At 68.1% G+C, this 20,675-nt stretch carries 21 protein-coding genes; 12 read left to right on the forward strand and 9 right to left on the reverse strand.

Features of this window, described 5'->3' with window-relative positions; genetic code table 11:
- Nucleotide 1 precedes the first annotated feature (1 nt).
- The 5 genes from VG561_RS11275 to VG561_RS11295 all read left to right on the forward strand — a co-directional run bounded on the left by VG561_RS11275 (nucleotide 2) and on the right by VG561_RS11295 (nucleotide 4,151).
- Entirely contained in the window at nucleotides 2-553 is a 552-nt protein-coding gene (locus VG561_RS11275) for a DUF3299 domain-containing protein (protein WP_164077886.1), read from the forward strand.
- Complete coding sequence (locus VG561_RS11280) at nucleotides 543-1,160, forward strand: DUF3299 domain-containing protein (protein WP_262093866.1); 618 nt, start codon at nucleotides 543-545, stop codon at nucleotides 1,158-1,160. The genes VG561_RS11275 and VG561_RS11280 overlap by 11 nt, the downstream gene beginning before the upstream one ends.
- Nucleotides 1,160-1,906, forward strand: a complete 747-nt coding sequence (locus VG561_RS11285) for a hypothetical protein (protein WP_262093867.1) — start codon at nucleotides 1,160-1,162, stop codon at nucleotides 1,904-1,906. The genes VG561_RS11280 and VG561_RS11285 overlap by 1 nt, the downstream gene beginning before the upstream one ends.
- A gap of 150 nt (nucleotides 1,907-2,056) precedes the next feature.
- Nucleotides 2,057-3,589 (forward strand): MFS transporter, encoded by a 1,533-nt coding sequence (locus tag VG561_RS11290; RefSeq protein WP_197574995.1) that lies wholly within the window; start codon nucleotides 2,057-2,059, stop codon nucleotides 3,587-3,589.
- A 4-nt stretch (nucleotides 3,590-3,593) separates the two neighbouring features.
- Nucleotides 3,594-4,151, forward strand: a complete 558-nt coding sequence (locus tag VG561_RS11295) for a TetR/AcrR family transcriptional regulator (protein WP_049420776.1) — start codon at nucleotides 3,594-3,596, stop codon at nucleotides 4,149-4,151.
- A gap of 250 nt (nucleotides 4,152-4,401) precedes the next feature.
- On the opposite strand, the gene VG561_RS11300 is transcribed toward VG561_RS11295, so the two are convergent.
- Complete coding sequence (locus VG561_RS11300; RefSeq protein WP_423179595.1) at nucleotides 4,402-5,283, reverse strand: AraC family transcriptional regulator; 882 nt, start codon at nucleotides 5,281-5,283, stop codon at nucleotides 4,402-4,404.
- A gap of 106 nt (nucleotides 5,284-5,389) precedes the next feature.
- Here VG561_RS11300 and VG561_RS11305 point away from each other — a divergent pair, with 106 nt between their 5' ends.
- Nucleotides 5,390-5,926: a carboxymuconolactone decarboxylase family protein gene (locus VG561_RS11305; RefSeq protein WP_046430864.1), complete on the forward strand. Its 537-nt coding sequence runs from the start codon at nucleotides 5,390-5,392 to the stop codon at nucleotides 5,924-5,926.
- Nucleotides 5,927-5,966: 40 nt separating this feature from the next.
- On the opposite strand, the gene fdhD is transcribed toward VG561_RS11305, so the two are convergent.
- Entirely contained in the window at nucleotides 5,967-6,815 is an 849-nt protein-coding gene (fdhD, locus tag VG561_RS11310; RefSeq protein WP_032962653.1) for a formate dehydrogenase accessory sulfurtransferase FdhD, read from the reverse strand.
- Between the two features lie 244 nt (nucleotides 6,816-7,059).
- Here fdhD and VG561_RS11315 point away from each other — a divergent pair, with 244 nt between their 5' ends.
- On the forward strand, nucleotides 7,060-9,345 hold the full coding sequence (locus VG561_RS11315; RefSeq protein WP_014647307.1) for an FdhF/YdeP family oxidoreductase: 2,286 nt from the start codon (nucleotides 7,060-7,062) through the stop codon (nucleotides 9,343-9,345).
- A 481-nt stretch (nucleotides 9,346-9,826) separates the two neighbouring features.
- Nucleotides 9,827-10,366, forward strand: a complete 540-nt coding sequence (locus tag VG561_RS11320) for a DUF411 domain-containing protein (protein ID WP_014647305.1) — start codon at nucleotides 9,827-9,829, stop codon at nucleotides 10,364-10,366.
- 116 nt (nucleotides 10,367-10,482) lie between these two features.
- Here the strand turns inward: VG561_RS11320 and blaL1 are convergent, their stop codons facing one another.
- Nucleotides 10,483-11,352: a L1 family subclass B3 metallo-beta-lactamase gene (gene blaL1, locus VG561_RS11325; protein ID WP_134808923.1), complete on the reverse strand. Its 870-nt coding sequence runs from the start codon at nucleotides 11,350-11,352 to the stop codon at nucleotides 10,483-10,485.
- A gap of 203 nt (nucleotides 11,353-11,555) precedes the next feature.
- Here blaL1 and VG561_RS11330 point away from each other — a divergent pair, with 203 nt between their 5' ends.
- Together VG561_RS11330 and VG561_RS11335 are read left to right on the forward strand one after the other, a co-directional pair.
- On the forward strand, nucleotides 11,556-11,822 hold the full coding sequence (locus VG561_RS11330) for a hypothetical protein (RefSeq protein WP_014647303.1): 267 nt from the start codon (nucleotides 11,556-11,558) through the stop codon (nucleotides 11,820-11,822).
- Nucleotides 11,823-11,831: 9 nt separating this feature from the next.
- Nucleotides 11,832-13,010, forward strand: coding sequence for a low temperature requirement protein A (locus tag VG561_RS11335; RefSeq protein WP_046430856.1), 1,179 nt, complete (start codon nucleotides 11,832-11,834; stop codon nucleotides 13,008-13,010).
- Here the strand turns inward: VG561_RS11335 and VG561_RS11340 are convergent.
- Genes VG561_RS11340 through VG561_RS11350 form a run of 3 tightly spaced genes read right to left on the reverse strand, consistent with a single transcriptional unit; the run spans nucleotide 13,007 to nucleotide 17,142 of the window.
- The gene (locus tag VG561_RS11340) at nucleotides 13,007-14,428 is read right to left on the reverse strand and encodes a hypothetical protein (protein ID WP_262093870.1); all 1,422 of its coding nucleotides are present in this window, start codon (nucleotides 14,426-14,428) and stop codon (nucleotides 13,007-13,009) included. The genes VG561_RS11335 and VG561_RS11340 overlap by 4 nt on opposite strands.
- 1 nt (nucleotide 14,429) lies before the next feature.
- The gene (locus VG561_RS11345) at nucleotides 14,430-15,932 is read right to left on the reverse strand and encodes a DUF6384 family protein (RefSeq protein ID WP_423179596.1); all 1,503 of its coding nucleotides are present in this window, start codon (nucleotides 15,930-15,932) and stop codon (nucleotides 14,430-14,432) included.
- A gap of 13 nt (nucleotides 15,933-15,945) precedes the next feature.
- The gene (locus VG561_RS11350) at nucleotides 15,946-17,142 is read right to left on the reverse strand and encodes a cell surface protein (RefSeq protein WP_423179597.1); all 1,197 of its coding nucleotides are present in this window, start codon (nucleotides 17,140-17,142) and stop codon (nucleotides 15,946-15,948) included.
- Between the two features lie 302 nt (nucleotides 17,143-17,444).
- Here VG561_RS11350 and VG561_RS11355 point away from each other — a divergent pair, with 302 nt between their 5' ends.
- Together VG561_RS11355 and VG561_RS11360 are read left to right on the forward strand one after the other, a co-directional pair.
- Nucleotides 17,445-17,879, forward strand: a complete 435-nt coding sequence (locus VG561_RS11355) for an EamA family transporter (RefSeq protein ID WP_075076981.1) — start codon at nucleotides 17,445-17,447, stop codon at nucleotides 17,877-17,879.
- 31 nt (nucleotides 17,880-17,910) lie between these two features.
- On the forward strand, nucleotides 17,911-18,303 hold the full coding sequence (locus VG561_RS11360; RefSeq protein ID WP_262093874.1) for a DUF3224 domain-containing protein: 393 nt from the start codon (nucleotides 17,911-17,913) through the stop codon (nucleotides 18,301-18,303).
- On the opposite strand, the gene VG561_RS11365 is transcribed toward VG561_RS11360, so the two are convergent.
- From VG561_RS11365 to VG561_RS11375, 3 genes are read right to left on the reverse strand one after another with little or no spacing between them, the layout of a single operon-like run.
- Entirely contained in the window at nucleotides 18,300-18,815 is a 516-nt protein-coding gene (locus VG561_RS11365) for a DUF1697 domain-containing protein (protein ID WP_197604667.1), read from the reverse strand. The genes VG561_RS11360 and VG561_RS11365 overlap by 4 nt on opposite strands.
- A complete protein-coding gene (locus tag VG561_RS11370; protein WP_423179598.1) occupies nucleotides 18,812-19,453 on the reverse strand; it encodes a response regulator transcription factor in 642 nt (213 codons plus the stop codon). Before VG561_RS11370 ends, VG561_RS11365 begins: the two co-directional genes overlap by 4 nt.
- Complete coding sequence (locus VG561_RS11375; protein WP_423179599.1) at nucleotides 19,446-20,501, reverse strand: sensor histidine kinase; 1,056 nt, start codon at nucleotides 20,499-20,501, stop codon at nucleotides 19,446-19,448. The genes VG561_RS11370 and VG561_RS11375 overlap by 8 nt, the downstream gene beginning before the upstream one ends.
- Between the last annotated feature and the right edge of the window lie 174 nt (nucleotides 20,502-20,675).

Genomic DNA, 20,675 nt, shown 5'->3' on the forward strand with positions numbered 1-20,675 from the left:
CATGCGCTGGATGCTGTCATTGCCGATGGTACTGGCGCTGGCAGCCTGCGAGCGGCCGGTGGATACCGGTGTGCAGGCGTTGCCACCTCCGCCGGTTGTCGACCACGCTGGCGCTGCGGATGCGGCGGAGCAGGAACTGGACTGGTTGCAGATGATGCCCAAGGACGAGCTGGCCGCGCTGGAGCGCGGAGAGGGCCCGGAGGTGGAGCACAACGGCAACCGGCGCATGCCGCAATTCGGCACGTTCCGTACCGTGGATACGGTGCTGCAGCGTCCGGTGCGCCTGCCCGGCTACGTGGTGCCGCTGGCCACTGCGCAGGATGGGCGCCTGACCGAATTCCTGTTCGTGCCGTACTACGGCGCCTGCATCCACGTACCACCGCCGCCACCGAACCAGATCGTGCACGTGGTGCTGCCGCGCCCGATCGCCATGCCGGACATGTACTCGCCGTTCTTCCTGGCCGGCACCCTGCGTGACGAGCGGCTGGATGATGATCTGGCCGGTTCCGCCTACACCATGCGCGATGCCCAGCTGAGGCCCTATGAACCGTAGCGCTGTGTTGCTGCTTGGATGCGTCTGGTTGGCAGGCTGCACGTCACCGGGCGGTGATGCCGTGGTGGCCACGCCGCGCGACAAGCCGTTGCCCTCCGCCGCGCCCGAAACGCCTATCGACCGCTGGGACGCGCTGCGGCCGGACGAAGTGACCTACCAGCGCCCGCCCCCGCAGATCGGCTTGTCACGCAATGGCATGGACGGGGTGGGCGGCCTGATCGACGACACCGGCTCGGGCACGCCACCGGGGCAGGAAATCGACCATTCCAGCCCGGATCGCGCCAAGCAGTTCGGCTCTTCGCGCGTGGTCGACGCTGTCGACGGTCGCGCGGTGGATCTGGATGGCTACGTGGTACCGCTGGGCACCAATGATGCCGGCCTGGTCGATGAGCTGCTGTTCGTGCCGTTCTACGGTGCGTGCATCCACGTGCCGCCGCCGCCACCGAACCAGATCATCCATGTGACCCTGGCCACGCCGATCACGCTGGGCGATCTTTGGGACCCGTACCGGTTGGCCGGCCGCCTGCAGGTGAAGCGCTTCGATGCGGACATTGCCAGCGCGTCCTACGATGCCGCAGCGGCCACGCTGACGGCGATCCGCAACTGATGCGCCGGTGCTGGATCCTGGCTGCCGCGGCGCTGCTGGGCGCAATCGTGCTCCTGGCGTGGTGGCAGCGGCAGCGCGCAGCCATCGCGCCGCCGGCGGTCGCGTTCCCGGCGCCGGCGTCCGACGCCAGCCAGCGCATCGAACAGCGTTTGGGTGACGACCACGCGTTCCGCAACGACGTGCTGTTCCTGCTTGCGGCAACAGTGCGCGACCGCTGCCAGCCAGCGCAGGCGGGGCTGCTGGCGCGCATGGCCAATCGTGCATCGCTGCCGGTGCTGGCGGGAGTCAGCGCGGTGACCCAGCAGGATCCATCGCTGGACCGGCCGATCTACCAGTACATCCAGCATCGCGCCGATGCGACGCGGTGCGGGCAGCCGCTGCAGATGCCGTTGGGCGCTGGGCGCAGCATGGCGTTGGACATCGAACAGTACGCGCGCACCTTCCCGGACAGCTACTTCGACCCGCAGCGCAGTAGTGAACCCCGGGATTTTGGTGGACGGTCGTTGCAGCAGCGCGCTGGCAACGCCTGCAACAGCGTGGTGTATTCGGTGCTGCCGCTGGGTGGCACCGACTGGCGGTGCAGCAGCCTGCGCGCGAATGCCCGCGCGCGGGTGCGCGGCCTGTGCGAGGACGAGCTGCGGCGCCAGCACGGGGCAACGGGCGGGGAGCTGGACATGGCCGTGGGGCAGGGCATGCAGGCGGCGGTGGTAGCGGCGATTGCTGCGCTGCCGGAAGACTGCCGGTGATGATCCCGGACACCAGCCAAGACCGGGCATGAGGGGCACGGCAACATGAACATTGCCCGGACCGCAATCTGAGCCGCTGTCGCCGTCTTCATAAATATACAGGACATCCTGTATAGTTATCGCCGTAATCCACCCCCACCAGGTTCTCCCATGGCTTCGTCCCAGCCCTTGGCCGGTGCTCCGGCCCTGTCGCGTGCCCGTCGCTGGGCACTGTTGTTCACCGTCGCCGCCGGCCTGCTGCTGGTCACGCTCGACAACTCCGTGCTCTACACCGCCCTGCCCACGCTGACCGAAGAACTCTCGGCCAGTGCCGGCCAGGCGCTGTGGATCATCAACGCCTATCCGCTTGTGATGGCCGGCCTGCTGCTGGGTGCGGGCACGCTGGGCGACCGCATCGGCCACCGCCGCATGTTCCTGATCGGCCTGGTGGTGTTCGGCGTGGCATCGTTGGCAGCGGCGTTCGCCGACACCGCAGGGCTGCTGATTGCCGCGCGCGCCTTCCTGGCGGTCGGCGCGGCCGCGATGATGCCGGCCACGCTGGCGCTGATCGGCCTGAGCTTCCACGAAGCGCGCGAACGCAACATCGCCATCGCGATCTGGGGTTCGGTGGCGATCGTCGGTGCGGCGCTTGGCCCGATCATCGGTGGCTGGCTGCTGCAGCATTTCTGGTGGGGTTCGGTGTTCCTGATCAACGTGCCGGTGGTCGTGGTCGCGTTCGTGGCCACGCTGCTGCTGGCACCGGAAGGCCAGCGCGACCCCTCGCGACCGTGGGACCTGGTTTCGTCGCTGCTGGCTCTGGCTGCACTGTCCGGCCTGGTGCTGGCGATCAAGTCGCTGATCGCTACGCCGCCGTCGTATGCGCTGGGTGCAGGCGCGCTGCTGCTGGCCGCCATCAGTGGTGCGGCGTTCGCGCGCCGCCAGCAGCAGCTGCCGTACCCGCTGCTGGACTTTGCAATCTTCCGCAATCCGGCGTTCCTGGCCGGCACGTTGTCGGCGGTGTTCACCCTGTTTGCGATGGCCGGCCTGCAGCTGGTCACCACCCAGCGCTTCCAGCTGGTGGCGGGCTTTTCGCCGCTGCAGGCGGGCCTGCTGGTGTCGGTGGCCGCGCTGGGCAGCCTGCCCAGTGCGCTGCTGGGCGGCAGCATCCTGCACCGGGTGGGCCTGCGCCCGCTGATCTGTGGCGGCCTGGCCACAGGTGCGCTGGGTGTCGGCGTGGTGGCATTCGGCTTCCCGCACGGCCTCGGCTGGGTGGTCGCCGGCATGGCGATCACCGGCTTCGGCATGGGTTCGGCCATCTCGGTGGCGTCCACCGCCATCCTCAACAACGTACCGGCGCACCGTGCGGGCATGGCCTCGTCGGTGGAAGAGGTGTCCTACGAGTTCGGTGGCCTGCTGGCGGTGGCGATGCTGGGCAGCTTGAGCGCGGCGGTGTATGGCGCATTCCTGCCGGTCTCGGCCGACATGCCCGCGCTTGCACGGGAAGGCTTCACCCAGGCGCTGCACGTGGCACGTGAAAGCGGGCAGGGCGAGTGGTTCGCACTGGCCACGGCCGCGTATGACCGCGGCTACCAGATCGTGCTGCTGGTGATCACGGTGGTGCTGGCGCTGGGCGCTTCGATCATCGCGCGCCTGCTGCGCGGGCGCGTCGGCAGCCGCGTGGGTGCGGCCGATCGCGTAAAATGACGCGATGAGAACCAGCAAGCGCGACCGCATCCTCGACGCCGCCGTCAACGTGATCAATCGTGATGGCGTGCGCGCAGTGACCTTCGAGTCGGTGGCGGCCGAGGCCAAGCTGACCCGCGGCGGCCTGCTGTACCACTTCCCCTCGCGCGAGGCGCTGCTGCGCGGCATCGACGAGCACCTGGTGCAGGCCTGGGAGACGTCGATGGAAACGCTGCTGGGCAAGCGTGCAGACGAAGCCTCGGCGCTGGAGCGTTACCAGACCTTCGTGCGCGTCTCGGCGCAGAGCGCTACCCGTGCCGAGCTGATGTTCATGCTCGAATCGGCCGACCCGGACGCCGATGAGCGCCCGTGGGGGCCGGCGGTACGGCGTTGGGCGCCGTTGCCACCGTCGGCCGGGCAGAGCGACCCGGCCGCGCTCGACAATTTCGTGGCACGGCTGGCCGCCGACGGCCTGTGGATCTACGAGGCGATGTACGAAGGGCAGCTGGATGAAAGCGTGCGCGCCCAGGTGGCCGAACGGATCGCCGGGCTGCTGGCGAAGCCCGATGGAACGTCCAGCTGAGCGGGCAGCCGGCGCGCCGACATCGCCCGTGGCAGAGCCGACCGCTGGTCGGCTGCCGTTCGGTCAGGCAACGGAAATGCCGCTTCGATCGTCCGTGGTAGAGCCGACCGCTGGTCGGCTGCTCTTCGGTCAGATCACGAAAATGCCGCATCGGTAGAGTCGATCGTTAGTCGACTGCCCTTCGGTCGGACAACGAAAATCCCGCGCGTCGCGCGATAGTCGACCAGCGGTCGACTCTACCCCCTCGCCTTTACCCAGCCTGCGCGGCGCCCGCGGCCAGCCACGCCCTCGGCGAAGCCCCCAGCCGCTTGCGGAACGCCTTCGACAACGATGCGGTATCGGCAAACCCCACCTCGATCGCCACCTGCTTGACCGCCACGCCGGCCCGCAGCTGCGCGCAGGCCAGGCTCAGCCGCCAGTCCAGCAGGTAGCTGGCTGGCGTTGCCTGCATCACGTCCTTGAACACGGCCGCGAACGCGCTGCGCGACATGCCGGCGGTCGCGGCCATGCGCGGCAGCGTCCATTCGTCCTGCGGTGCCTGGTGCATCGCCACCAGCGTGCGTGCCAGCCGCGCATCGGACAGCCCCCGCATCAACCCGTGGCTGACGCCGGCTGCATCCGGGTGGTCGACCACCCAGCGCAGGATCTGGATCAGCGCCACCTCGAACAGGCGGTTGGTCAGCAGCCGTGACCCGCAGCGCTGGCGATCGGCTTCGGCGAACAGCAGCTGCAGGGTGTCATCCAGTTCGGTGATCGCGGCCAGCGGCACCACCATCACCGGTGGCAGCGACTGCACGATCGGATTGCGCGCGCCACCATCGAAATCCAGCGTGGCACAGGTGAAATCCGGGCCGTCCAGCGGAGCGTTGAAGAACACATGGTGCAGCGGCTGCGGATACAGCAGGAGGCTGGGTGTATCGATCTTCAACCGGGGCAGCGCGCTATCGCCCCCGGGATGACGGACCTCCATTTCACCCTGGCGCAGGATGTGCAGGAAGGCACGACCGGGCTGCGGCTCGAAGACGTGGCGCCCGCACAGCGGACCACTGTGGAACAGCGCGGCCTGCACCCGGAAGCGTTCCAGCAGAGAGGAGAGGCGGTCGGGTGCGGAAGTGTCGGCGGACACGTTCATGGATGAATGGACAACATGTGTGGTTTATTGCGTCTGATTCGTCCATGGATTCTACCTAGGATGAGCGGGTCGTCCAATCCCGGGCGCTTTCCCAAGGAGATCCACCATGTCCCGTGTCCCCCTGATCGATGCCGCCAACACCACCGCCGACCGCCAGGCCCTGCTGGGCCAGGTCCACGCCGCCTTCGGCGCCACCCCGGCCATGTTCCGTGCCGTAGCCAACTCGCCGGCTGCCCTGCAGAGCATGTGGGGTTCGTTCGGCGCGCTGGGCGGCGGTCGCCTGTCGCCGCTGCTGGGCGAGCAGATCGCCGTGGCCATCGCCAACCGCAACGCCTGCGAGTACTGCCTGGCCGCGCACACGGCATTGGGCCGCAAGGCCGGCGCCAGCGGTGAGCAGATGGCTGCCGCGCAGATCGGCCAGTCCAGCGACCCGGCCACTGCGGCGGCGCTCGACTTCGCGTTGAAGGTGGTCGAGCAGCGTGCGCAGATCGCCGACGGCGACGTGCAGGCGCTGCGCGCGGCCGGCTTCGATGATGAGCAGGTCGTCGAGATCCTCGCGCATGTGGCGCTCAACCTGTTCACCAACTACGTCAACGTGGCGTTCGACGTGCCGGTGGACTTCCCGAAGGTCGCGCTGCGCTGAGGTGTACCGGGCCGGGGGAACGCAGTGCTCCCGGCCATCCTCAGCGGGCGTGGCCGTCGTGCGCCTGCAGCCGCTCCGGATGGGTATACACATTGAACCCGCTTTCCCGCGCGAACCCGACCAGGCACAGGCCGGCGCTGCGGGCCAGATCGATCGCCAGCGCGGTCGGCGCGGACACTGCCGCCAGCACGCTGGCGCCGGCGCGCACTGCCTTGCTCACCATCTCGTAGCTGGCCCGGCTGGAAATCACCAGCAGGCCGCCTTCGATGGCGTGTTCGTTGTGGTGCAGGGCGCCGATCAGCTTGTCCAGTGCATTGTGGCGGCCGACGTCCTCGCGTACCCAGCCGATGCGCCCACTGGCGTCGGCCCAGGCCGCGGCATGGATCGAGCCGCTTGCCGCATTCATCGGCTGGTGCTGCGCCAGGCTGGCCAACGCCCGCTGCAGGGCGGTGGCGGAATAGCTGCGGCGTTCGCGGATCTGCGGCAGTGGGCGCAGCACTTCTTCCAGCTGGCGCGTGCCGCACAGGCCACAGCCACCACGGCCGGGCAGCAGGCGCCCCTTGTCGGGGTCGAGGTTTGCGCCGGGCGCAGCCTCGTCCACGGTCATCTGCAGCTCGATGCCTTCCAGCTGTGGGTGGATATCGATCGACAGCAGCTGCGAGGGCGCGCTGATCAGGCCTTCGCTGAGCGAAAATCCGAGTGCGAAGTCCTCCAGATCACAGGGTGTGGCCATCATCACGGCAAAGGCGGCATCGTTGTAGCGCAGCGCCACCGGCACTTCCTCGGCCACCACGTCGACCTGCTGCTGTTGCGTGCCGCCGCGCCAGCGCTGCAACGGGCGTTGGGCGGTGCCGGCAGGCGGGGTGTGCGGCGGGATCGAATCAGGCATGCAGCGCGTCCGGACAAGGGAGAAACGCGGGCGGGCCACCGCCGGCGGTTTCGAGGATAGCGCAGTGGTTGCGCGCAGACGCGGCTGTAACCGTTGCCATGGCAGGTTGTGCTGAAATCAGCCGGTGCCCTCTGGCGAAGCGCCGTGGGCCGTGCTTGACTGTGCGGCTGGTCGTGCCACTGAATGCACCGCCGGGCCGCGTTGTGCCGTTCGTTGTTGCGTTCCTTCCGCCAGGTTCCCGAACATGTCCGAGCAGAAACCGCCGCGTTACAAGCCCTACAACCAGCCCGCCGGAGGCTGGGGTGCCGCCGGCGCCACGGCCAAGGTGCTGCTGCAGCAGAGTGTGATCGGCAAGGGATCGAAGGCATTGCTGGCGATGAACCAGCCCGGTGGCTTCAAGTGCCCCAGCTGCGCGTTCCCCGATGCCGACGAACGCAAGAAGCTGGAGTTCTGCGAGAACGGCGCGAAGGCACTGGCCTGGGAAGCCACCCAGTTCCGCGCCGGCCGCGAACTGTTCGCCCGGTACACCGTGACCGAACTGATGGCGCAGACCGACTACTGGCTGGAGATGCAGGGCCGGCTGACCGAGCCGATGCGCTACGACGCAGCCACCGACCACTACGTGCCGTGCAGCTGGGACGATGCCTTCGCGCTGATCGGCCGCCACCTGCAGGCGCTGGACAGCCCGCACCAGGCCGAGTTCTACACCTCCGGCCGCACGCCCAATGAAGCCGCGTTCCTGTATTCGATCTTCGTGCGCGAGTTCGGCACCAATAATTTCCCGGACTGCTCGAACATGTGCCACGAGCCGACCAGCCGTGGCCTGCCGCCGGCCATCGGGGTGGGCAAGGGCACCATCGTGCTGCAGGATTTCGAGCATGCCGAGGCGATCTTCGTGATCGGCCAGAACACCGGTACCAATTCACCGCGGATGATGAGCAACCTGGTCGAGGCGCGTAAACGCGGCATCCCGATCGTGGCGGTCAATCCGATGCCCGAGCGTGCGCTGATCCGCTTCGCCGAGCCGCAGGACGTGGTGCAGATGGCCACGTTCGGTTCGACCGAGATCACCAGCGAGTTCGTGCATATCCGCATCGGCGGCGACCTGGCCCTGATCAAGGGCATGATGAAGGTGATGTTCGAGCGTGAGGCACAGGGCGAGCGCGTGCTCGACCATGATTTCCTGTCGGAACACACGGTGGGCCTGGAGGCGCTGCGCGAAGACGTGATGGCGCAGGACTGGGACCAGATCGTGCAGGTGTCCGGCATTTCGCAGGCGCAGATCCGCCGCTGTGCGGAGATCTACATCCGTTCCAAGGCCACCGTGATCTGCTACGGCATGGGGCTGACCCAGCACCAGTACGGCTCGCGCCTGCTGCAGCAGGTCGCCAACCTGCTGTTGCTGCGTGGCAACTTCGGCAAGCCCGGCGCCGGCATCGGACCGATCCGTGGGCATTCCAATGTGCAGGGCGACCGCACCGTCGGCATCGACGAGAAGCCCAAGCCGGCCTATCTGGACCGCGTGCAGCAGGTGTTCGGCTTCGACCCGCCGCGCGAGCATGGCCACCATGTGGTCGAATCCATCGAGGCGATGCTGGACGGCAGCGCCAAGGTGTTCATCGGCCTGGGTGGCAACTTCATCCATGCCGTGCCCGATACCCCGCGTGCGTATGAGGCAATGCGTGGCCTGGAGCTCACCGTGGGCATTGCCACCAAGCTCAACCGCGGGCACCTGGTCCATGGCCGCGATGCACTGATCCTGCCGGTGGTGGCGCGCTCGGAGCGCATCGTTACGCCGGCCGGCGAGCAGTTCGTCACCATCGAAGACGCGATGTCGAATGTCACCGCGTCGCGCGGGGTACTGGAGCCGGTCAGTGCCGAGGTGTTGCCCGAGGTCGAGATCGTCTGCCGGATGGCACTGGCCACGCTGCCCGACAGCAGGGTTGACTGGGCCGGCTGCATGCACGACTACGCGCCCATCCGCGAGCTGATTGCCGCGGTGTATCCGGAGATCTACACCGGCTTCAACGAGCGCATCCAGCAGCCACACGGTTTCCATCTGGACATTCCGCCGCGCCGCCGGGTGTGGCCCACGCCCAATGGCAAGGCCAACATCCTGGTGATGCCCGGCCTGGACGTGGACGATCCGGTGCACGATCCGGACATGCTGCGGTTGGCCACGGTACGCTCGCATGATCAGTACAACACCACCATCTACAGCTACAACGATCGCTATCGCGGCGTGTACAACGATCGCATGGTGCTGTTCATGAATATCGAGGACCGGCTGGCGCGCGGGCTGGAGAAGGAAGCGCTGGTCAGCCTGGAGACGATCAGCGGCGATGGCGTGCAGCGCCGCATCGAGGGCCTGACGGTGCTGGACTACCCGATGCCGCGCGGCGCGCTGGCCGGTTACTACCCGGAACTGAACCCGTTGCTGCCGCTGGACTACTACGACCGGATCAGCGGCACACCCGCAGCGAAGTCGATCCCGGTGCGGATGCGGGCGATGGCGGCGGCGATTGCGTGACGCGCATCGGCTATCATCGGCGGGTGAACCTGCCTGGCCTGCTGCTGCGATGGATGCTGCTCGTTGCCCTGGTGCTGAATGCACCGGCGCTGGCGCTTGGCTCGTCTTCGTACGGCGGGTCGGCCAACCAGGATCACTGCGCTGCACCGCACGCGGCTGCGCTGGCGGCAGCCGGCTGCTGCGATGATGCGGCCCGGGCGGCCTGCCAGAGCGGTGAGTGCGAATGCCCGCCAGCCTGCCTTGGCATGCTGGCCACGTTGAGTGGAACGCCCGCCTCGCCGTGGCGTGAGGCGCCTGTAGCTGCCCGTTCCCAGCAACGCGCATCGCCGCCGATGCCGGACCCGTTGCGTCCCCCGATCGTGTGATGTCCTGCAGGCGCTCAAGCGCCTGCCATGACTGTTCGGCTCTTTCTCGCCTCTGCCTGCGCCTTCGATGCGCGGGCGGCGGGCCGCGTTGCCCGCCTCAGCAAAGGAATCACTCAATGAACCGTTCTCTCTCCCTCGGCCTGCTGCTGGGCACCGTGCTGGCCACCACCGCCTGTGCACGTGCCGCCGAAGAGTCCGCCGCCGCACCGGTCGCCAGCAAGGCTCCGGTGGCACCGATCCAGGCCAGCCCGGCCAAGGTCGATCCGGCCCTGCCGGTGGCCATCGTGCACAAGACCGCCAGCTGTGGCTGTTGCGGTATCTGGGTCGACCATCTGAAGGCCGCGGGCTTCCAGGTGGACGTGCGCGATACCGATGACATGAATCCGATCAAGGTCCGCCTGGGCGTGCCGGTCGGCAAGGCCTCCTGCCATACCGCCGAGATCGGCGGTTATGTGGTCGAAGGCCACATCCCGGCCGAGGACATCAAGCGCCTGCTGGCCGAACGCCCGGCCGCACGCGGGCTGGTGCTGCCCGGCATGCCGGCCGGTTCGCCGGGCATGGAAATGCCGGATGGTTACGTGCAGTCGTACACCGTCGAGCTGGTGCGGACCGACGGCAGCACCGAGCCGTTTGCCCAGCACGGGCAGGGTGGCTGATGGAAGGCGGGTGCCGGTCGTCCTGACCGGCACCCTTCGACGCGTCTTGTGTAGGGCTGAGCCTATGCTCGGCTGTGTTTGGCCGGCAAGCCGAGCATGGGCTCGGCTCTACAGGATCAGCGTGCCGTGGCTGTTTCCTTGGCCAGCTGTGCGTCGAACTTCTTCTCGGCCGCATCCGCGTAGGCCTTGCAGGTCAGGGCGTTGGCTCCGGCCTCTGCACCCGCGGCATAGTTCCAGTTGCTGGCGCCCGGATGCGGCGTCAGCAGCAGGTCGCAGGGCAGGCCGCGCACCGTAGCGAAGCTGCGCCGGTAGTCCTCGACCAGGCGTGGATAACGGGCGTTGCCCTGCAGCTGGTAGCCCGGCGCACTCAGGCTGTCGGCGTAGGCGATGCGCACCGGCTGGCCATCGCGGGTATCGGTCCAGGTCCAGGCGGTGCTGCCTGGGGTGTGCCCCGGCATGAAGTGCGCGGTGAACGCGATGCCGCCTACGGTGACCCCTTCGCCATCCATGATGATGCGGTCGGCGCTGGCCGGCGGAAAGGTGATGCTGTCGCCAAAGTGCAGGTCGTTGCTGCCACCGCGCGCCAGCAGCACGGCCGATTCGGCGTTGGCCGCTACGCTGGCGCCGGTACGGCGCTTCAGCTCCGCCACCGGGCCGGCATGGTCGGCATGCGCATGGCTGAGCAGGATCAGCCGTAGATCCTGTGCTGCCACCCCGCGTGCCTTCATGTTGTCCAGCAGGTGACCGGCCATCTGCGGCATGCCGCCGTCGAGCAGTACCGCACCGTCGGCGGTCTGCACCAGCAGCGCGGTCAGGTCCTCGGTGCCGATCTGCCAGGTGTGGTCGGCAATCTGCAGCGGTGCCATCGGCTGCAGCCACGAGGCGTCCACGGTGTAGGCCTGCAGCTGCGGCAGCGGTGCGTCGGCGGCAGTCACATCAAAGGCAAGTGTGGCAGTCAGGGCAAGGGTCGTCAGGCAAAGGCGCATGGCGGAGAGGTGTCTGGGCAGGGTCGGATGAAACTACCACGCGGGCCGCGCGGACCGTTTCGCGAATAATTCATGGCTGCGATAAGGTGCGCCGCAGCCTGCCCAGGGATTGTTCGCTGGCCATGGATTGTGAATCCACCTCCACGGGCTGGAGCGCAGAATCGGCCGGGGCTAGCCTGCTACCAGGCTCAAGGAGGTGGACCATGCACGTGCTCATGGTGATGCTGGGTGGCGTACTGCTGCTGGGGGTATTCGTGCTGTTTGGCCATCTCTGGAGCACGGGCACCTCGCAGCTGCCCACGGCACTGATCGCCTTCATCGCCACCTGGCTGCTGGTGGCCGTGGCCAACATGTGGGTAGGGGTCAGCAAGGCCGGCTACGCGGTACGCGAGGAGCTGCCGATCCTGTTGCTGGTATTCGCCGTGCCGGCGCTGCTGGCCGGTTTCCTGTACTGGCGCCTGGCGCGCTGAAGGAGTTCCATGAGTACCCGACTGCGCCTGCCCGCGCTGCGCCACCGCGATGGCCATCATGCCCGCGTGACCTACGAAGAACTGTTCTTCGACCTGGTCTACGTGTTCGCGGTCACCCAGCTCAGCCACCATCTGCTGCACCACCTGGATCTGGCCGGCGTGCTGCAGACCCTGGTGCTGTGGTTCGCGGTCTGGCTCGGCTGGCAGTACGCGTGCTGGGTCAGCAACTGGTTCGACCCGGAGGCGCCGCGCATCCGGGGCCTGATGTTCGCCACCATGCTGCTGGCGTTGTTGATGTCCTCGTCCATTCCCGAGGCGTTCGCCGATCGTGCGTGGATCTTCGCCGGGGCGTACGCCACGATGCAGGTCGGACGCACCGCGTTCGTGCTGCTGGAAGTCGGCCGCAACCATACGTTGGCGCCGAACTTCCGCCGCATGCTGGCCTGGGTCAGCGTGTCGGCCTGCTTCTGGCTGGCCGGCGCGGCGGCCGAGGGCCACCTGCGGCTGGCACTGTGGGCGATGGCGGCGGCCTGCGAATACATCTCGCCGATGTTCGGCTTCGCGTTCCCGGGCATGGGCCGGTCGCACACCCGCGACTGGACCATCGAGGGCGGTCACCTGGCCGAACGCTGCCAGCTGTTCGTCATCGTCGCACTGGGCGAGACGTTGCTGGCCACCGGGGGCGTGCTAAGCGATGTCGAGCACTGGAGCCTGCAGGTGATCTCGGCGGTGCTGGCCACCTTCGCTGGCACGATTGCCATGTGGTGGCTGTACTTCGGCATCTCCAGCCGCGATGCCACAGAGGCCATCACCCACGCCGAAGACCCGGGCCGGATGGGCGCCAATTTCCATTACGTGCATGCCCTGCTGATCGCCGGCATCATCGCCACCGCGGTGGGCAACGATCTGGTCATGGACCATCCGGCGGCGGCCGTCACCACGGTGTACGCCACGGTGATGGTGGCGGGCCCGCTGATCTATCTGCTGGGCAGTGCCCTGTACAAGCACGTGGTCTATGGGCGCGCGCCGCGCTCGCACCTGCTGGGCGCCGCCGCACTACTGATGCTGGGCCTGGTGTTGCCCTGGATGCACCTGCTGGCCGCCGGATGGCTGACCAGCCTGGTGCTGCTGGGCGTGGGGTTGCTGGATGCGCGGCTGAAGCGGCGCACCCGGCCGTTGCCAGGCTAGAACCCGCCGCCGGTCTTGAAGTCACCGCCGCCGCTGATACCACCGCCGCTGTGGAAGCTGCTGCCGCTGGAACTGGAGCTGGAGCTGGAGCTCGAACTGGAGCTCGAACCCGAGCCGGAACTGCTGGAACCGCCCGAAAGCAGGTCGAACAGGCCGCCAGAGGAGCGGGTGGTGCTTCGGCTGCTGGTGGTGCTGAAGAAGGATGCGGCGACGGTGGCCGGCGCGACGGCCCGGTAGCTCGGCGCCTCGTAGGCCTGGCGCTCGATGTCTGCTGCCGCCTGGTAGCTCCTCCGCGCCGCCTGCAGGCTGTCCAGGCGCTTTTTCAGCACGGCCATTTCGCGGGTGTGCTCGCCTACCATCCCATCGATCTCGCCCAGGCGCAGGCGACTGCGATGGATGCGCTCGAGCACGGCATCGTCCTCGCCGGAGGCGGTGGCGGCCACGCGCCGGTACAGGTCGTCCATGCTCTTGGCCGACAGCGTGCGCGCCAGCGCGGTGAGCAGGGCGCTGCCTTCGGCATCGGTCCAACTGCGGAAGCCGTCGATCTGTGCCTGCTTGGCATCCACGGTCTGACGATGCAGCTGCTCGGCCAGCAGCGCCTGCGCTACTGCGCCCTGTGCCGTCTGCAGCTGCTGGCGCAGCGGGTCGCCACCGGCGCGGGCGAGGGCGGCATCGCGGGCCTGCTGTACCGGTTGGCGGGCCGCCTCCACGTCGTCGCGGGCGCGTCGGGCATGTTCCTGCAGATAGGGCGGAAGCTCGACCAGCGTGGCGTACTCGCGACGGGCACGGTCAAAGCCGCACAGTTCGGCCAGCCAGCCGTCGACGGTGCGCACCAGTGGCCAGCCGCGGTAGGCCGTGCTGCCGTAGCTGCGCCGGTGCAGGTACATGAAGATCGGGTCGGCCTGATAGGCGCCGGCCTTGGCGTCATGCTCCGATTGGGCAGAGGAAGCCATGCGCTCGACCGTGTCGGCGCGTGCCACGGCCAGCTGCAGGTCGTCCTGCAGCACCCTGTAGGTGGGTTCCGCTTCCAGCGTGGTGTCCACCTGGTCCTGCAGGGCCTGCCAGCGTTCGCCGGCGGCGTCGCGTGCGGCAACGGCCTCCTGCGACCGCTGCTGCAAGGACTGCTCGATGTCCAGCAGCGCCTGCAGTTCGTCGTCCAGTACCGCCGCTTTGCGGTCACGGCGCTGCAGATCGGCGCTGGACTGCTGCAGCAGGTCCCGGGCCAGCATCGGCGGCGCATCGGTGGCGGCCTCGGCCTGCAGGCGCGCCAGGGCGTTGAAGTCGTCGCGGACCCGCCCGTGCAGCGCTTCCTGTTCCTTGATCAGCTCCCGGCACTGGTCGCCACGCGCGGCCAGTTGTGCCTGCACCTGGCCGATATCGGTTTCGACATCGGCAATCGCGTCGTTCAGGTCTCTCATGTCAGTTCCTTACCCATGACCATTGGGTGATGTAGCCACCGGTGGCGGGCATGCGGAACCGCGGCGACAGGCTGCCGCGCGGCTTGCTGCCGATCTGGTCGTCTTCGATGATGCCGTTGTCCTGCTTGTCGGCGGCAACCCGGTTGTAGGTGGCCTCGGGCACGCGTACGGCAAACACCGAGACCCGTTCCTCCTTGCCGGTTTCCTCGTTGCGGATCGGCAGTTCGGCAGCATTGCCGGCCTCGTCCAGCGCTTCGGTCACCAGATAGTAGTTGCGGCCACCATTGGCCTTCTCGTTGTAGCGCCAGACGCCGGTGCGTTCATCGTCACGGTTGACGATGCGGTAGACCAGGGTCTGCGACAGCAGCCCCACCAGCTGGCTGACCTTGTCCAGGGCCGGCCCGGCTTCGGCCAGCGTCTCGACCCGGATCAGGCGGGCGGCCTGCTCCAGCGCACGTTCGAAGCGCTTGCGGTCTTCGCCGGCGACACCGGTGGCGAGGCCGTCGGCCTTGAGCTGGGCCAACCGCTCGTTGAGCGCGGCCAGCGTGTCGGCGCTGCCGATCAGCTCCTTCAGGGTCGCTACCGCCTGGCCGGCCGCGGCGATGTCGCCCGCGCGCAGTGCCACGTCGCCGCCGGTGTAGGCGCGTGCGCGCGCCTGCTCTGCATCCGGCGCGAGGCGTGCCGCCTTTGCGGCGGCGTTGGTGGTATCCAGCAGCTCGCTGGCCTCGATCGCCTGGCCGAGAATGTTCACCCGCTCGGTCAGCGGCGGCAGGGTTTCCCTGGCATTCGCCAGCAGCTGCGCGGCGGCCTGCCGATGCTGCTCAACCTGCGCGGCCGCCTGCTCGCCGGTGGCACTGCCACCACTGCTGAGCCGGGTGAGCTTGTCCTTGCGCACAAGGGTCGGCTGTGCGGCCAGTGCGGCGGGAACCCCGGCGAAGCGCCGCTGTGCTTCGGCCAGCGCGGCCTGTGCGCCTTCGGCCAGTGGCTGCAGGCGCCCACCGCTGGCCGTGGCACGTGGCAGCAGCCCCTGCAGGGCCTGTTCCTGTGCTGCCAGCAGGGCGCGCGCTGCAGCAGCCTCCTGTTGCTGCGCGGCCACCTTGTCGTTCAGCACCTGCACGTTCTTCTGCACGTTGCTCTCGTGCACGAACGCTCCGAAGCTGCGCGCCATGACCAGCAGCATGCCGAGCACCAGCAGCAGGAAGGCCGCCAGCAGCGCCCACTTCAACAGGCGGGCCCGATCGATCCAGCGCCGCGCCAGCCACGCCTTCCAGCCACGCGGCGCGGTGTAGAGGTAGCGCTGCTCGCGCTGGGCCTGGATGCCGGCCTCGAGGATCTCGTCGGAGACCTCGATACCCTGCGAGCGGTACAGCTCAAGCAGGCGCTGCTTCAGCGTCGCCTTGTCGTGGCCGCTGTCGGCCAGCGCCTTCATTTCGGCATTGCGGTAGCGCAGCTGGTCGACCACATCCATGGTCAGCAGCGCAGCCTGCAGCTCGGCAGGGGCCATCGTCGCACTCACCTCAGCGCGGCTCCGGGCTCGGCGGCGCCTGCAGCAGGGCGGCGAAGCGCTGCTTGCCCTGTTCGACATACTCGGCGATCTCGGCCGAGTCGCGGGTCGCCTGGCCGCGCAGCTGCTCGATCTCCTGCAGCGAGGTCTCCTGGAAGCGCACCACCGCATCGACCAGCTTGCGCACCGAATCGACGCCGATGGTGGCGCCGTAGCCGGCCTTCAGGCCCTCGTGCAGCACGTCATCGCCGATGTTGGCCACCGCTTCCAGGCCCTTGGAGGTGCCCTCGGTCATCGCATTGAGCGCCTGCGTGGACTCGTGCAGGCCCATCTGCGTGGTGAAGGCCAGGTTCAAGGCGGTGAAGCTAGTTTCATTGGTGGAGAAGAACACCACCGAGCGCTCGTTGACGCGGCGCTTGATCTCGTGCGACTGGTGCACGCGCAGCATGATCGCCTCGGAGGTGGCGTAATTCACCTGCAGGTTCTCGGCCAGGTCCTTGGCCAGCTGGTAGCGCGACTCCTCGGCCTGGTTGTTGCGCAGGGCCTCATCGCGGGCCATGACCAGGCGGCCGGTGTCGGCGGCATCGGCGGCCGGATCGGCCGACTCCACGCGCTGCTGCGCCTGCTTCAGCGCCTCGCGGGCATCGGCCAGCGCCTGCTCCTGCAGCTTCAACAGCTCATGGGCCTGGATCTCGGCATCCTTGATCGACAGGCGGAAGTCGCCGTACATCTCCAGCACGCGCGACTCGCGCTGCAGCTGCTCGGCCGAATCGCGGCTGACTTCCAGGAATGTGCGGCGGATCTTCTCGAACCGGCTCGGGATGTCGCCGCGGGTGACCTTCATCCACAGGTTCTGCAGGCGCTCGCCCATGTCGATCCTGCCGTCGCGCACCTGTTCGACCATGGTGCTGGCATCGTCACGAATGCTGTCGAAGGCGCGGATGATCTCGGTATAGCGGTCGGACACCTTGGCCGAGCTGATTTCGTCACGCATCACGGCATTGAAATGCCCGGACTGCTGCAGCACGCGGGCAATGGCCACCACGCGGCCCTGGTCAAGGGTGGACAGCTGCGAGACCAGCGCGATGGCCGGTGCGTTGTTGTCCTGGGGAGCGGCCAGGCCCAGGCTGCGCAGCGTGGCCATGGCGCGGTCGAGGTACTTGATCGGCGCGGTAGCGGCCGGCGTGGCAAGGAGGGCGTTCTCGGACATTTCGACGGCTCCGGTCAGGGCAGGCAATGAGGAACCTGCCGCGCGGAACGGGCAGGTTGCTGCGAAACGAAGGGGAAGGGGAGCGGCAGCCGTGCGGCGCACGACAGGCGGGCCCGGTCAAGGGCCGACGGCCCGGTATGGGCGAGGGTGGTGTCCTGTTCAAGCATGGCGCATTCCCTGCAGATCGCCCCCCTGGCGATTCCGTCCCATTGTAGCGGCGGTGATGGGCAGGTGAAGCCCCACCGATGGCAGGGTGGAGTAGCGTTGGCGCACGCTCATCGGTTGCGGCAAGCGAGGGCTTCGTGCAGAACGTACCGCAATGGTTGCTCTGGGCGGGACTGTCCGCCGTGTTCGCAGCGCTGACTGCGCTGTTCGCCAAGGTCGGCGTCAAGGGCGTCGACCCGGACCTGGCCATGGCCATCCGTACCCTGGTGGTGGCGGCGGTGATCCTGCCGCTGGTGATGGTCACCGGCAAATGGTCCAATCCATTGCTGCTGCCGGGGCGCACCCAGCTGTTCCTGGTGCTGTCGGCGCTGGCCACCGGTGCGTCGTGGCTGTTCTACTTCCGCGCACTACAGAGCGGTGAGCTGGCCAAGGTGGCCGTGGTGGACAAGTTCAGCGTGGTGCTGGTGATCGTGCTGGCCTATCTTCTGCTGGGCGAGCGGCCCAGCCTGCGGGAGTGGAGCGGCATCGGCCTGGTGCTGGCCGGGGTGATCGTGCTGGCCACGAAGAAGTAGCAGCGTTGAACCGACCAGAGGGGAGAGCAGGATGAAGGGCGAAGCACACGGTACGTTTGAAGTGGATCTGCGGCCGATCGGTGGCAATGACGGCCCGATTGCGGTGATGTCGATCAACAAGACCTTCGCCGGCGACCTGCACGGCAGCAGCGTCGGCCAGATGCTGGCCTTCCGCACGCCGGTGCAGGGCTCGGCCGGCTACGTGGCGATGGAGCGGGTAACGGCCACGCTGGCCGGGCGCCAGGGTGGGTTCACCCTGCAGCACAACGGGTTGATGACCCGTGGCACGCCGCAGCTGAGCGTGGTGGTGGTGCCCGATTCGGGCAGTGAAGGACTGCTCGGCCTGAGCGGCACGCTGGAGATCACCATCAGCGAGGGCCGCCATGACTACCGGCTGGTCTACAGCCTGCCGGAAGAACCCTAGCGGAGTTCCGCTGCCATCGCCGCTAGCCTGGCGACGGTGTTGAGATTGCGCGCCGTGCCCTGTGCCGAGCCGGGAATGCGCAGGCGCGAGTCGGCCATGCCGGCGCCGTAGTGGATGAAGATCTCGCGCGTGCCGAGTGCAAGCTGTTCGTCGCGCCGGCCGGTCACGCCATCAAGCGGGTCGGCAGGCAGGCTGCCGTCGAGGAACAGGGCGACCACACGGTTGCCGGCGGCATCCGGAAACGGATTGCGTGCCACCACGCCTGCGATCTCGCTGGCCGAACGCACCAGTACGCCCACCGGCTTGCCGGCATATTCCTGGAGCCGCTGGCCGAGGGCCTGGCGCACGCCCGTTTCGTCGAGCGAGCTGCGCAACACCACATTGCCGCTGGCGATGTACGTGCGGACATCGGCGAAGCCTGCGTCCTCGCACATCGCCACCAGTTCGCGCATCGGCAGCCTGCCGGTGCCGCCGACGTTGACTGCGCGCAGCAAGGCGACGTGGACGTTCATGGCGTCCCCGCCTGCAGGCGGTCGTACATGCGCACCAGATCGACCAGGGTGCGCGCGCCCATCTTGCGCATCACCTGTGCGCGGCGCACCTTCACCGTGATCTCGCTGACGCCGAGGTCGCCGGCGATCTGCTTGTTGAGGCGGCCACGCACCACGCCATCGACCACCTCGCGCTCACCCGCGTTGAGCGTGTTCCAGCGCTGCTGCAGGGCATCGAGCGCCTCGCCCTCGCGGCGGCGCTGGCGGTCGATCTCGATGCCCTTGTGGATCGCATCCAGCAGTTCCTGGTCGCGAAAGGGCTTGGTCAGGAATTCGATGGCACCCTCCTTGATCGCGTTGACACCCATCGCGATGTCGCCGTGGCCGGTGATGAACACCACGGGGAGCTGCAGGCCATGGCTGCCCATCGTGTGATGGAATTCAAGACCGCTCTGGCCGGGCATGCGCACGTCCAGCACCAGGCACGCCGGCGCGTCTCCCAGGTCGTGCTCGAGGAAGGCCTGGGTGGAGGCGAAGGCCCGCACCTGCAGGCCCATCGAGGCCAGCAGGTCTTCCAGCGCCGCGCGCACCGACGGATCGTCGTCGACCACATAGACAATGGGCGCCGGATCGGCGATGGGTGCAGTGGGCTTACGCATGGTGGACATCCGTGGCGACGGGCAGGTCGAAGACGAAGCAGGCACCGCCGCCTGCCGGTCGTTCGGCGCGGATCTGGCCGTCGTTGGCCTCGATCATCGAGCGGCTCAGGCTGAGGCCCAGCCCCAACCCGTGTGACTTGGTGGTCCAGAACGCGTCGAACACGCGCTCGGGATGCTCGGCGGGCAGGCCGACGCCACGATCGCGTACGCTGAGGCTGACCCGTTGGCCATCACGACGGGTCAGCAGCGACAGGCGCCGGTCGGCGGCGGGCACCGCTTCCATTGCATCCACCGCATTGAGGATCAGGTTGCCGATCACGTGCTGCACCTGCACGCGATCGGCCTGCACCGGCGGCAGGTCGGCGTCCAGCAGCAGGGCCACGGCCACGCCATGCCGGTCCAGCTCGCTGCGCGACAACGCCAGCATTTCCTCCACCGCCTGGTTCAGGTCGAAGGCGAGTCGTTCCGGTGCCGCGCCCTGGGTCAGGCCGCGGATGCGGGCGATCACGTCACCGGCGCGGTGCGCGTCCGCCAGGATGCGGGCTACGGTCTGGCGGGCCTTGTCCACGTTCGGTGGGTCCTGCGCCAGCCAGCGCTGGCAGGCTTCGGCGCTGCTGGCGATGGCCGCCAGCGGCTGGTTCACTTCATGGGCGATGGAGGTGGTGAGTTCGCCCACGGTGGAGGCGCGCGCTACCCGCAGCAGGCGACCCTGCGCTTCCTGCACGGCGGCCTTGGCCGCTTCCATGTTCAGGGCGAGGTAGGTGGTGATGCCGATCACCAGCATGCCGATCACCGAATTGACCAGGCCGATGCGGTAGGTGCCGAAGCGGGTCAGGAAGAAACTCAGCCCGGTCAGCGCGATGCAGGCGATGGCCAGGGAGATCAGCCCGCGCGCACCCAGCACGCGCGATGCCGCGAGGATGACCGCTGCGTAGAAGCAGGCAGCAGCAACCGCGTAATCGGTGACGGTGTCGATCAGGAAGATCGCGGCCATCACGACGATCAGGGCCAGCAGCACCAGCGGGCGGCGGGGCGACAGCGATGGCATCGGGACGGCTCCCTGGCGTGGGCGGAAAGGATAGCAAAGCCGCTTTTGGATGGATGCCGACCCTGGTCGGCAGGCTCTTGTGCTGTGGGTGCCGACCGTTGGTCGGCACAAGCCAGAACGATGTCTGGTAGTGCCCGCCCCGGGCCGGCCACATCCCCGGGTTTCCCGCTCACA

Source organism: Stenotrophomonas sp. CASM110, assembly GCF_049384345.1.
Taxonomy (GTDB): Bacteria; Pseudomonadota; Gammaproteobacteria; order Xanthomonadales; family Xanthomonadaceae; genus Stenotrophomonas; species Stenotrophomonas muris.